At 65.7% G+C, this 12,509-nt stretch carries 13 protein-coding genes; 12 read left to right on the top strand and 1 reads right to left on the bottom strand.

From position 1 onward, the window contains the following. Positions 1–39: 39 nt before the first annotated feature. A complete protein-coding gene (paaY, locus tag MJ122_RS07325; protein WP_239743339.1) occupies positions 40–645 on the bottom strand; it encodes a phenylacetic acid degradation protein PaaY in 606 nt (201 codons plus the stop codon). Between the two features lie 375 nt (positions 646–1,020). Between paaY and paaF the strand changes: the two genes are divergently transcribed. From paaF to paaE, 12 genes are all read left to right on the top strand, one after another. Next, positions 1,021–1,794, top strand: coding sequence for a 2,3-dehydroadipyl-CoA hydratase PaaF (gene paaF, locus MJ122_RS07320; RefSeq protein ID WP_239743337.1), 774 nt, complete (start codon positions 1,021–1,023; stop codon positions 1,792–1,794). A 57-nt stretch (positions 1,795–1,851) separates the two neighbouring features. Next, the gene (gene paaG, locus MJ122_RS07315; protein ID WP_239743335.1) at positions 1,852–2,643 is read left to right on the top strand and encodes a 2-(1,2-epoxy-1,2-dihydrophenyl)acetyl-CoA isomerase PaaG; all 792 of its coding nucleotides are present in this window, start codon (positions 1,852–1,854) and stop codon (positions 2,641–2,643) included. 3 nt (positions 2,644–2,646) lie between these two features. Further along, complete coding sequence (paaH, locus tag MJ122_RS07310; protein WP_239743333.1) at positions 2,647–4,164, top strand: 3-hydroxyacyl-CoA dehydrogenase PaaH; 1,518 nt, start codon at positions 2,647–2,649, stop codon at positions 4,162–4,164. After that, entirely contained in the window at positions 4,157–4,597 is a 441-nt protein-coding gene (paaI, locus tag MJ122_RS07305) for a hydroxyphenylacetyl-CoA thioesterase PaaI (RefSeq protein ID WP_239743330.1), read from the top strand. Before paaH ends, paaI begins: the two co-directional genes overlap by 8 nt. After that, positions 4,594–5,808 carry a 3-oxoadipyl-CoA thiolase gene (pcaF, locus tag MJ122_RS07300; protein WP_239743328.1) on the top strand — a complete coding sequence of 405 codons (1,215 nt, stop codon included), beginning with the start codon at positions 4,594–4,596 and terminating at the stop codon, positions 5,806–5,808. The genes paaI and pcaF overlap by 4 nt, the downstream gene beginning before the upstream one ends. 174 nt (positions 5,809–5,982) lie before the next feature. Beyond that, complete coding sequence (paaK, locus tag MJ122_RS07295) at positions 5,983–7,302, top strand: phenylacetate--CoA ligase PaaK (RefSeq protein WP_088418666.1); 1,320 nt, start codon at positions 5,983–5,985, stop codon at positions 7,300–7,302. 316 nt (positions 7,303–7,618) lie between these two features. Further along, on the top strand, positions 7,619–7,972 hold the full coding sequence (locus tag MJ122_RS07290; protein WP_239743327.1) for a DUF1428 domain-containing protein: 354 nt from the start codon (positions 7,619–7,621) through the stop codon (positions 7,970–7,972). A gap of 438 nt (positions 7,973–8,410) precedes the next feature. Beyond that, the gene (gene paaA / locus MJ122_RS07285) at positions 8,411–9,403 is read left to right on the top strand and encodes a 1,2-phenylacetyl-CoA epoxidase subunit PaaA (RefSeq protein ID WP_054907021.1); all 993 of its coding nucleotides are present in this window, start codon (positions 8,411–8,413) and stop codon (positions 9,401–9,403) included. A gap of 20 nt (positions 9,404–9,423) precedes the next feature. Next, entirely contained in the window at positions 9,424–9,705 is a 282-nt protein-coding gene (paaB, locus tag MJ122_RS07280; protein WP_024764426.1) for a 1,2-phenylacetyl-CoA epoxidase subunit PaaB, read from the top strand. A gap of 262 nt (positions 9,706–9,967) precedes the next feature. Continuing rightward, on the top strand, positions 9,968–10,732 hold the full coding sequence (gene paaC, locus MJ122_RS07275; protein WP_239743325.1) for a 1,2-phenylacetyl-CoA epoxidase subunit PaaC: 765 nt from the start codon (positions 9,968–9,970) through the stop codon (positions 10,730–10,732). After that, positions 10,719–11,252 (top strand): 1,2-phenylacetyl-CoA epoxidase subunit PaaD, encoded by a 534-nt coding sequence (paaD, locus tag MJ122_RS07270; protein ID WP_088418658.1) that lies wholly within the window; start codon positions 10,719–10,721, stop codon positions 11,250–11,252. The genes paaC and paaD overlap by 14 nt, the downstream gene beginning before the upstream one ends. Positions 11,253–11,277: 25 nt before the next feature. After that, entirely contained in the window at positions 11,278–12,354 is a 1,077-nt protein-coding gene (paaE, locus tag MJ122_RS07265; protein WP_239743323.1) for a 1,2-phenylacetyl-CoA epoxidase subunit PaaE, read from the top strand. Positions 12,355–12,509 lie beyond the last annotated feature (155 nt).

Below are 12,509 nucleotides of genomic sequence, written 5' to 3'. Positions count from 1 at the left end.
TCCGCCGCATCGCCTGGCCATTGGTGCGAACCCCAGTATTCATGCGCCCTTCCCTGCTTCTGCCTTGGGCCGGAAACCGGAATCGCCCAGGCGCGGGCGTTCTGCTTCCATCTCCGCCAGCGGCTGGCATTCCACCAGGCTGGCGATGCAGCGCTTGGCCAGGGCCTGGTATTGCTCTGTGCCAAGGCGCTTCCAGGCGATTTCCTCATCGCTGAGGCTACGCTTTACGCTGGCCGGCGCGCCCATCACCAGGCTTTGCGGAGCACACTCGAACTTGGCCTTGACGAAGGCTGCGGCTGAAACGATGGAGCGCGGGCCGATCTGCGCGTAATCCATCACCACGGCGTTCATGCCGACCAGGGCGTCCTCGCCGATGCGGCAGCCGTGCAGCACTGCACCGTGGCCGATGTGGCCGTTGCGTTCGACGATGGTGTCGCTGTCAGGGAAGCCATGCATGACGCAGGTGTCCTGAAGGTTCGCGCCTTCTTCGAGGACGATCCGCCCGAAGTCGCCGCGCAGCGCCGCCAAAGGGCCTATATAGCAGCCGGGGCCGACGATGACGTCGCCGATCAGCACGGCAGTGGGATGGACATAGGCGGTCGGGTGAACGACCGGGCGCACGCCTTCGAGGCTATAGCAGGGCATCGGGTTCTCCTGCGGCGCTGCCGGTCTTCGGCATCACCGCACAAAACGCTTTGTTCTTTTGCAAATCTTGTATCACATCAAGGCAAGCACCTCCAATCTAAATCTGACGTATCACTTCTGGACGTCCTCGACAGGGCCGTTGATAAGCCCATAAAACCAGATGACACGCTGGATTCAAGACAAATCACAGCACCCTTGCCACTCCTTCTTTGGCACCACAAGAAAACCATTAGACACGTTATTAAACTTTTGTTGTTGTTTTTCCGTATCACTTTAGGCCTATACTGCAAAAAGGCCGGAGTCGGGCAAAGCCTGCCTCCCATAATTCCAATACAGCCGGCCAAGCAGCCGCGCGTGCAGCCTGAGGACGATGTCATGCCTCGCACCCTTGCCGTTCAGATGCCTGAAGCGGGCGTCCGCCTGATCACCCTGCAGCGCCCCGAGGCGCTGAACGCACTGAACACCGAACTGCTCGGCGAACTGGCCGCCGAACTCGACGCCGCCGAGCAGGACGGCGAAACCCGCGCCGTGGTGCTCACCGGCAGCCGAAAGGCCTTTGCCGCCGGCGCCGACATCAAGGAAATGGCCGAGCGCGACCTGGTCGGTATCCTCAATGACCCGCGCGTCGGCTACTGGCAGCGCATCGCCGCCTTCTCCAAACCGCTGATCGCCGCCGTCAACGGCTTCGCCCTGGGTGGCGGCTGCGAGCTGGCGATGCACGCTGACATCCTCGTCGCCGGTGAAGACGCCCGCTTCGGCCAACCGGAAATCAACCTCGGCATCATGCCCGGCGCCGGCGGCACCCAGCGTTTGCTGCGCACCGTGGGCAAGCCGCTGGCGATGCAGATGGTGCTTACCGGCGAAGCCATCGACGCCCGCCAGGCCCAGCGCGCCGGCCTGGTCAGCGAAGTCACCCAACCCGAATTCACTGTCGAGCGAGCCCTGCAGATCGCCCGCAGCATCGCCGCCAAGGCCCCGCTGGCCGTGCGCCTGGCCAAGGAAGCGCTGCTCAAGGCGCAGGACACCGACCTGGCCAGCGGCCTGCGCTTCGAACGCCATGCCTTCACCCTGCTGGCCGGCACCGCCGACCGCGAAGAAGGCATCCGCGCCTTCCAGGAAAAGCGCAAACCCGTCTATCAGGGCTGCTGAGCCCATCCCCCTTTCTTTTCCGGCAAAAGACTGCCCATTGATGGAGCGAGCCCGCCCATGAACTTCGAGCACATCCTGTTTTCCATCGAGGACGGCGTCGCCCTCCTCAGCCTGAACCGCCCGGAGCAGCTCAACAGCTTCAACGCCGCCATGCATGGCGAAGTGCGCGAGGCGCTCAAGCAGGTCCGGCAGAACCCGGAGGCCCGCGTCCTGCTGCTGACCGGCGAAGGTCGTGGCTTCTGCGCCGGCCAGGACCTGTCCGACCGCAACGTCGCGCCGGGCGCCGACATGCCCGACCTGGGCCAGTCCATCGAGCAGTTCTACAACCCGTTGATCCGCACCCTGCGCGACCTGCCGCTGCCGGTCATCTGCGCCGTCAACGGCGTGGCCGCCGGCGCCGGCGCGAACATCCCGCTGGCCTGCGACCTGGTGCTGGCCGCGCGTTCGGCCAGCTTCATCCAGGCCTTCTGCAAGATCGGCCTGATCCCCGACTCCGGCGGCACCTGGACGCTGCCGCGCCTGGTTGGCATGGCTCGCGCCAAGGCCCTCGCGCTGCTGGGCAATCGCCTGAGCGCCGAGCAGGCCGAGCAATGGGGCCTGATCTACCAGGTGGTGGATGACGCCAACCTGCGCGAGGAAGCCCTCAAGCTCGCCCGCCACCTGGCGACCCAGCCGACCTACGGTCTGGCCCTGATCAAGCGCAGCCTCAATGCCAGCCTGAACAACAGCTTCGACGAGCAGCTGGAGCTGGAGCGCGACCTGCAGCGCCTGGCCGGTCGCAGTGAGGACTATCGCGAGGGCGTGTCCGCCTTCATGGAAAAACGCACCCCCAGCTTCAAGGGCCGCTGATCGATGAGCGCACTTTCGAAAAACGCCAAAGTCGCGGTGATCGGCGCCGGCGCCATGGGCGCAGGCATCGCCCAGGTCGCCGCACAGGCCGGCCACCCGGTGAAGCTGCACGATAACCGCCCCGGCGCCGCCGCCCAGGCCGTCGATGGCATCGACCGCCAACTCGGTCGCCTGGTGGAAAAAGGCAAATTGCCCGCCGAGGAACGCGCCGCCATCGTCGCGCGCCTGCAACCGGTGGAAGCCATCGAGGCGCTGGCCGACTCGAAGCTGGTGATCGAAGCCATCGTCGAGAACCTGGAGGTCAAGCGCGGTCTGTTCCAGCAGTTGGAAGCGCTGTGCGCCGAAGACTGCATTCTCGCCAGCAATACCTCTTCGTTGTCCATCACCAGCCTGGCGGCCGGTCTCAAGCGTCCGCAACAGGTGGTTGGCATGCACTTCTTCAACCCGGCTCCGTTGATGGCGCTGGTGGAAATCGTCTCCGGCCTCGCCACCGATCCGGCGCTGGCTGACAGCCTGTACGCCACCTCCCTGGCCTGGGGCAAGAAGCCGGTCCATACCAAATCCACGCCCGGCTTCATCGTCAACCGCGTGGCGCGCCCCTTCTACGCCGAGAGCCTGCGCCTGCTGCAGGAAGGCGCCGCCGACTGCGCGACGCTGGATGCGCTGATGCGCGACGCCGGCGGCTTCCGCATGGGCGCCTTCGAGCTGACCGACCTGATCGGCCACGACGTCAACTACGCCGTCACCTGCTCGGTGTTCGCCGCCTACTACGGCGACTTCCGCTTCCAACCCTCGCTGATCCAGAAGGAACTGGTGGATGCCGGCCGCCTCGGCCGCAAGAGCGGCCGCGGCTTCTACGACTACGCCGAAGGTGCCGAGCGCCCGCAGCCCGCCAGCCTGAGCAGTACCGCTGCCGTCAGCGCCTGCGTGCTGGAAGGCGACCTGGGCGTCGCCCGGCCGCTGGTGCAGCGCCTGAAGGATGCGGGCATCGAGATCACCCAGCGCGCCGGCAGCGGCCTGCTGCGCGTCGGCGATGCGGTGATCGCCCTGTCCGATGGCCGCCTCGCCAGCCAGCGCGCCAAGGAAGACGGCCTGCGCAACCTGGTGCTGATCGACCTCGCACTGGATTACACCACCACCACGCGCCTGGGCGTTTCCTGCTCGGCCGATACCACGCCCAAGGCGCTGGACCAGGCCGTCGCCCTGCTGGTCAAGGCAGGCATCGCCGCCAGCCGCCTGAGCGACACCCCCGGCCTCGCCGTGCTGCGCACCGTCGCCATGCTCGCCAACGAAGGCGCCGATGCGGTGCTGCAAGGCGTGGGCAGCCCGGGTGACATCGACCTCGCCATGCGTGCCGGCGTGAACTACCCGCAGGGTCCGCTGGCCTGGGCCGGGCAGATCGGCATCGGTAACGTGCTGCGCGTGCTGGACAACCTGCAGGCCGCCTATGGCGAGGACCGCTATCGCCCGTCCCTGCTGCTGCGCCGCCTGCATGCCGAAGGGGGAGCTTTCCATGAATGACGCCGCCCAACTGGCCCACGCCTGCGCCGAGGCGATGTACGAGCGCGACCAGGCGACCCGGCGCATGGGCATCCAGTTGCTGGATGCCGGCCCCGGCCGCTCGAAGCTGTCGATGCGCGTTCGCGAGGACATGATCCAGGGCCACGGCACCTGCCATGGCGGCTACCTGTTCGCCCTCGCCGACTCGGCGTTCGCCTTCGCCTGCAACAGCTACAACGACGCCACCGTCGCCATTGGCTGCAGCATCGATTACGTGGCGCCGGCGCGCGAGGGCGATGAACTGATCGCCAGCGCCTTCGAACAGAGCCGCAGCGGCCGTACCGGCAACTACGACGTGCGCATCGAGAATACCCAGGGCCAGTTGATCGCCCTGTTTCACGGCAAATCCTACAAAGTGCGCGGCACCGTGCTGGCGCAGGAGACCTCCGAATGACAGACCTCACCGACGCCCTGATCATCGACGCCGTGCGCACACCCATCGGCCGCTACGCCGGCGCGCTGTCCAGCGTGCGCGCCGACGACCTCGCGGCCATCCCGCTCAAGGCCCTGATGCAGCGTCACCCGGAGCTGGACTGGAGCGCCATCGACGACGTGATCTTCGGCTGCGCCAACCAGGCCGGCGAAGACAACCGCAACGTCGCGCACATGGCTTCGCTGCTGGCCGGCCTTCCGGTCACCGTGCCGGGCACCACCCTCAACCGCCTGTGCGGCTCGGGCCTGGACGCCGTGGGCAGCGCCGCCCGCGCCCTGCGCTGCAACGAGGCCGGATTGATGCTAGCCGGCGGTGTGGAATCCATGTCCCGCGCACCCTTCGTGATGGGCAAGTCCGAGCAGGCTTTCGGCCGCAGCGCGGAAATCTTCGACACCACCATCGGCTGGCGTTTCGTCAACAAACTGATGAAGCAGCAGTTCGGCATCGACTCCATGCCCGAGACGGCCGAGAACGTGGCCGAACAGTTCAACATCAGCCGCGCCGACCAGGACGCCTTCGCCCTGCGCAGCCAGCACAAGGCCGCCGCCGCCCAGGCCAATGGACGCCTGGCGAAGGAAATCGTCCCGGTGGAAATCCCCCAGCGCAAGGGCCCGGCCAAGGTGGTCGAGCAGGACGAACACCCGCGCGGCGACACCACCCTGGAACAGCTGGCCAAGCTCGGCACGCCGTTCCGCGAAGGCGGCAGCGTCACCGCCGGCAACGCCTCCGGCGTCAACGACGGCGCCTGCGCCCTGCTGATGGCGACGCCGGCCGCCGCGGCGCGCCACGGCCTGAAGGCCCGCGCCCGCGTGGTCGCCATGGCCACCGCAGGCGTCGAACCGCGGATCATGGGTATCGGCCCGGTACCGGCGACCCGCAAGGTGCTGGAACTGGCCGGCCTGTCGCTGGCCGACATGGACGTGATCGAGCTGAACGAAGCCTTCGCCGCCCAGGGCCTTGCCGTCCTGCGCGAACTGGGCCTCGCCGACGACGACGCGCGAGTGAACCCCAACGGCGGCGCCATCGCCCTTGGCCACCCGCTGGGCATGAGCGGCGCGCGCCTGGTGACGACCGCCCTGCACGAACTGGAAGAACGCGGCGGCCGCTACGCCCTGTGCACCATGTGCATCGGCGTCGGCCAGGGCATTGCGCTGATCATCGAACGAATCTGATCCATCGGCAGGATCGAACCCGACACCGCCAGTCGCTTTTATGCACCGGCTGACACGCAGAGCAAGGTCTCTGGCAGGGGTTCGAATCCTTCCGCGAACGGGGGCGCTATCCTGCTCCCATGACACTCGCAGCCCTCACCGGGGCTGGCGTACAAGAACAAATCGAGTGAACCCATGAACATGTACCATGATGCCGAACGTGCCCTGCTTGACCCGATGGAAACCGCCAGTGTCGACGAGCTGCGCCAGCACCAGCTGGAGCGCCTGCGCTGGAGCCTCAAGCACGCCTACGACAACGTCCCGCTGTACCAGAAGCGCTTCGCCGAAGCCGGCGTGCACCCGGACGACCTGACCGCCCTCGACGACCTGGCGAAGTTCCCCTTCACCGGCAAGAACGACCTGCGCGACAACTACCCCTACGGCATGTTCGCCGTGCCACAGAGCGAGATCGTGCGCCTGCACGCCTCCAGCGGCACCACCGGCAAGCCCACGGTGGTCGGCTACACGCAGAACGACATCGACACCTGGGCCAATGTGGTGGCGCGCTCCATTCGCGCCGCCGGCGGGCGCAAGGGTGACAAGGTGCATGTGTCCTACGGCTATGGCCTGTTCACCGGCGGGCTGGGTGCGCACTACGGCGCCGAGCGCCTGGGCTGCACCGTGATCCCGATGTCCGGCGGCCAGACCGAGAAGCAGGTCCAGCTGATCCGCGACTTCCAGCCGGACATCATCATGGTCACCCCGTCCTACATGCTCAACATCGCCGACGAGATCGAGCGCCAGGGCGTCGACCCGCACAGCCTCAAGCTGCGCCTGGGTATCTTCGGCGCCGAACCCTGGACCGCCGAGCTGCGCCGCGCGGTCGAGGAGCGCATGGGCATCACCGCGCTGGATATCTACGGCCTCTCGGAAATCATGGGGCCGGGCGTGGCCATGGAGTGCGCCGAGACCAAGGACGGCCCGACCGTCTGGGAAGACCATTTCTACCCCGAGATCATCGACCCGGCGACCGGCGCCGTGCTGCCTGACGGCCAATACGGCGAGCTGGTGTTCACCTCGCTGTCCAAGGAAGCGCTGCCAATGATCCGCTACCGCACCCGCGACCTGACCCGCCTGCTGCCGGGTACGGCGCGGCCGATGCGACGGATCGACAAGATCACCGGCCGCAGCGACGACATGCTGATCATCCGTGGCGTCAACGTCTTCCCGACCCAGGTCGAGGAGCAGGTGCTGAAGATCAAGCAGCTCGCCGAGTGCTACGAGATCCACCTGCACCGCAACGGCAACCTCGACTGCATCGATGTGCACGTCGAGCTGCGCCATGACCTGCAGGGCCTCTCGGCGGACGAGCAGAAGGCCATCGGCAGCGAGCTGGGCAAGCAGATCAAGACCCACATCGGTGTCAGTGCCCGCGTGCTGGTGCAGCCTTCACATAGCCTGAAGCGCTCGGAAGGCAAGGCCTGTCACGTGTACGACAATCGGCCCAAGGGCTGATCGGTCGGCGTCATGAAAAGCCCCGCTTAGGCGGGGTTTTTTGCTTTTCTGATTTTTTGCTTTTCCGCTTTTTGTAGGAGCGAGCTTGCTCGCGAACCCGCCCAACACCAACGCCGCCGGCAAGGCCGTTCGCGAGCAAGCTCGCTCCTACAGGCCACCTGGAATACCGGCGCAAGTTCCCATTCCGGGCAATGTCCGCCACACCGCAACCGCCCGTCGCCCCACCAACCATTCATGTCGATCCTTCACCCTGCCCTTCGACTATCCCTCAAAGGCAGTCAGCACTCGGCCGTCCGCCATACCCAGGAGATGAACGATGAACTATGTCGATGGCTTCCTCGTACCCGTACCCACCGCCAGCCGCGAGCGCTACGTCGAAGTCGCAAGCAAGGCGGCGGCGCTGTTCAAGCAGCATGGCGCCCTGAGCGTCGTCGAGTGCTGGGGCGATGACGTACCCGAGGGCAAGGTGACCTCCTTCCCCATGGCAGTGCAGCTCAAGGAGGGCGAAACCGTGGTGTTCTCCTGGATCACCTGGCCCAGCAAGGCCGCGCGCGACGAAGGGATGAAGAGGTTCATGGAGGACGCGCGAATGAAAACCGAGTTCAGCAACATGCCCTTCGACGGCCAGCGCATGATCTTTGGCGGCTTCGAGGTGATCGTCCAGGCCTGACGCCTGCGCCTTCCCAGCCGCACGGCCCTTTGTAGCAGCGAGCTTGCTCGCGAACGACTTTCCCGGCAGCTCCGGCGCTGGGCGGGTTCGCGAGCAAGCTCGCTCCTCCACTTTCCAAACACCCGCATACGATTCATTCATAATGAATACGTTTTCGTATCACTTCATCGTTTTTCCAAGGCATGGACAGCGCGCACAGCACGCAAACTGTTACGCCCATAACGCCATCAAATACCCGCACAATCAGCGATTTTCATGAATTTAAATCCATGAAACGCGCTCCCTCTTGCGCCCACAACAACGCGGAAAACCCCTAAAGCGATACAGAATCCAATTACGACACATCATTTAGTGTTAGACATTCATTTCTGTATCATTTAAAACTACAGCCATGGCCAAGGCCGTCCCACGAACACGACAAAAGGCTGGAGACACAGCATGTACGCACAACTGGTTGAGACCGGCGTGAAGCGCATCAAGGCGCTGGACGAGATGTCGCCGGAAGAACGCGCCTTCCAGGAAAAGATCGATGCCGAGATCAAGATCGAAGCGAAGAACTGGATGCCCGACGCCTACCGCCAGACGCTCATCCGGCAGATTTCCCAGCACGCCCACTCCGAGATCGTCGGCATGCTGCCTGAAGGCAACTGGGTCACCCGCGCGCCGACCTTGAAGCGCAAGCTGCAACTGATGGCGAAGATCCAGGATGAAGCCGGCCACGGCCTCTACCTCTACAGCGCCATGGAAACCCTGGGCGCCGACCGTGACGCCGAGATCGCCAAGCTGCACAGCGGGAAGGCCAAGTACTCGAGCATCTTCAACTACCCGACGCTGAACTGGGCCGACATGGGCGCGGTGGGCTGGCTGGTGGATGGCGCGGCGATCGTCAACCAGGTGGTGCTGCAGCGCACCTCCTACGGCCCGTACTCGCGCGCGATGATCCGCATCTGCAAGGAAGAGAGCTTCCACCAACGCCAGGGCTACGAAATCCTCCTGACCATGATGCGCCACGGCAACCAGGCGCAGAAGGACATGGTCCAGGACGCCATCAACCGCCTCTGGTGGCCGGCCCTGATGATGTTCGGCCCCAGCGACGCCGACTCCCCCAACAGCGCGCAATCCATGGCCTGGAAGATCAAGCGCCAGAGCAACGACGAGCTGCGCCAGCGCTTCGTCGACCAGACCGTGCCGCAACTCGAACTGCTCGGCTGCACTGCCCCGGACCCGGACCTGAAGTGGAACGAGGAGCGCGGCCACTACGACTTCGGCGACATCCAGTGGGAAGAGTTCTACGAAGTGCTCAAGGGCAACGGCCCATGCAACACCGAGCGCGTCGCCACCCGCCGCAAGGCCATCGAAGATGGCGCCTGGGTCCGCGAAGCCGCGGTCGCCTATGCCCGCAAACAACAACAGAAGAAAGACGCCGCCTGAGCCGCGAGGAGAGAAAAGTCATGTCCGAGTGGACCTTGTTCGAAGTATTCGTGCGTAGCAAACACGGCCTGAACCACAAGCACGTCGGCAGCGTCCATGCCGCCGATGCTGCCATGGCCATCGAGAATGCCCGCGAGCTGTACACCCGCCGCAACGAAGGCGTGAGCCTGTGGGTGGTGCCCTCCGCGCTGATCACCGCTTCCTCCCCCGACGAGAAGGACCCGCTGTTCGACCCGGCGCAGGACAAGGTCTACCGCCACGCCAGCTTCTACGAGCTGCCGCCCGAAGTCGGCCACATGTGAGACGCGTGCGATGAAGGGCGTGTCTTTTGCTGTTTCCCGCATCGCGTTGCCGACTGAAAGCTGGTCAGGCAAGGCGCTGTCTGCAGGCAATGGCACTCCCTTGGCAAAGACAGCAACGCAGCATGGCCAGCTTTCAGGCGCAACCCGAAGGGCCGGGCCTGCTGTTGCGCAGTACAGCTGCTGAGCAACGACTGAAATTCAACACGCTCCCCCGCTCCGAACCTGCGCTACAGCAGGCTCGGCGCGGAAGAGGAAACAGCAAATGACACGCCCCAACAACGACAAGATCGAATACCTGCTGCGCCTCGCCGACAGCGCCCTGATCCAGGGCCAGCGCCTGTGCGAATGGTGCGGCCACGCCCCGGCGCTGGAAGAAGAACTGGCGCTGATGAACGTCGGCCTCGACCTCGTGGGCCAGGCGCGCAACTGGTACGAATACGCCGTGGAGCTGCTGGACGACGGCCGCGACGCCGATGCCCTGGCCTTCCGCCGCGACGAGCGCGCCTTCCGCAACCTGCTGCTGGTGGAACAGCCCAACGGCGACTTCGCCGTGACCATCACCAAGCAGTTCCTTTATGACGCCTGGCACTTCCAGGTGCTGCACGCCCTGTGCGCCTCCAGCGACGAGCGCGTCAAAGCCATCGCCGCCAAGGGACTCAAGGAAGTCACCTACCACCTGCGCCGCTCCTCCGAGTGGGTGCAGCGCCTGGGTGACGGCACTGAGGAAAGCCATGCGCGCATGCTCGCGGCAATTCCCCAGGTCTGGCGCTTCACCGTAGAACTCTGCAATGCGGACGAGATCGAGCAGCGCCTGTTCGCCGAAGGTATCGCGCCGAACCCCGAGGAACTGGCCGCTGCCTGGAAAGCCAAGGTCGCCGACATCTTCGCCGCCGCGACCCTGCCGCTGCCCGAACCGGCGGTGAACTTCTACCTCAGCGGTCGTCGCGGCCTGCACACCGAGCACCTGGGCATCCTCCTGGCCGAGATGCAGTTCCTCCAGCGAGCCTACCCCGATGCAACCTGGTGAGCTGATTACCAGCGATCGCGGCGCCCGCGCCGGCACGGCTGACGACCTCAGCCGCGCCTGGCACGTGCTCGGCGCGGTGATGGACCCGGAAGTCCCGGTGGTCAGCGTGGTCGACCTGGGCATCGTCCGCGGGCTCGACTGGCAGGACGGGCATCTGCGCGTAGTGGTCACCCCGACCTACTCCGGCTGTCCCGCCACCGAGGTCATCGAGCAGGACATCCAGCACGCCCTGGAGCACGCCGGCTTCGCCGCGCCGCAACTGGAACGCCGGCTGGACCCGGCCTGGACCACCGACTGGATCAGCGACGAAGGCCGCAAGGCACTGCGCGACTACGGCATCGCACCGCCGGCGGGCAGCACCAGCAAGCGCAGCCTGCTCGGCGAGACCCCGGAAGTGCGCTGCCCGCAATGCGGCAGCCTGCACACCGAGCAGCTCAGCCAGTTCGGCTCCACCGCCTGCAAGGCGCTGTACCGCTGCGTCGACTGCCGCGAGCCGTTCGATTACTTCAAGTGCATCTGAGCGGCGCCGCCGCCGGAGAAGAACAATGAGCAAGTTCCACAGCCTGAAAATCAAGGAAGTGCGCGCCGAAACCCGCGACGCCGTGTCCATCGCCTTCGACGTCCCGGCGGACCTGGCCGACAGCTTCCGCTTCCAGCACGGCCAGCACCTGGTCATGCGCACCCAGCTCGACGGCGAGGAAGTGCGCCGCTCCTACTCCATCTGCAGCGGCGTGAACGACGGCGAGCTGCGCGTGGCGATCAAGCGCGTACCGGGCGGGCGTTTCTCCGCCTACGCCAACGAGTCGTTGAAGGTCGGCGCCAGCCTGGACGTCATGCCGCCGGCCGGCCACTTCAACGTCGAACTGGACCCGGCGCGCCACGGCAACTACCTGGCGGTCGCCGCCGGCAGCGGCATCACGCCGATCCTGTCGATCGTCAAGACCACCCTGGAAACCGAGCCGGACAGCCGCGTCACCCTGCTCTACGGCAACCGCTCCAGCAACGCCGCGATGTTCCGCGAACAGCTCGAAGACCTGAAGAACCGCTACCTGCAGCGTCTCAACCTGATCTTCGTGTTCAGCCGCGAACAGCAGGATGTCGACCTCTACAACGGCCGCATCGACGCCGACAAGTGCGGCCAGCTGTTCAGCCGCTGGCTCGACGTGAAGAGCCTCGACGCCGCCTTCATCTGCGGCCCCCAGGCAATGACCGAGACCGTGCGCGACCAGCTCGAGGGCAATGGCATGCCGGCCGAGCGCATCCACTTCGAACTGTTCGCCGCCGCTGGCAGCGAGAGCAAGCGCGAAGCGCGCCAGGCCGCCGCCGCAGTCGACAGCGCGAAGAGCCGGATCACCGTCATCAGCGATGGCCGCGAGCTGTCCTTCGAGCTGGCCCGCAACAGCGTCAGCGTGCTCGACGCCGGCAACGAACACGGCGCCGAACTGCCCTACTCCTGCAAGGCCGGCGTGTGCTCGACCTGCAAGTGCAAGGTGGTGTCCGGCGAGGTGGAAATGGACAGCAACTTCGCCCTGGAAGATTACGAAGTGGCGGCCGGCTACGTGCTGAGCTGCCAGGCGTATCCGGTCAGCGACAGCGTGGTGCTCGATTTCGACCAGCTCTGAGCCAACACCTGTAGGAGCGGGCCATGCCCGCGAACCGCACGCTGCCGATGCCCTCGGCATAAAGCGGAACCCTGATCGCGGACGGAGTCCGCTCCTACGCGGGGGGGGCCAATGGGGGGGGGCGGACTCCGTCCGCGATCGGCCCCCGCCCCCGC

This window comes from Pseudomonas sp. DP-17 (assembly GCF_022380625.1).
Classification (GTDB): domain Bacteria; phylum Pseudomonadota; class Gammaproteobacteria; order Pseudomonadales; family Pseudomonadaceae; genus Pseudomonas; species Pseudomonas nitroreducens_A.
This window is presented reverse-complemented; position numbering and strand designations above follow the sequence as displayed.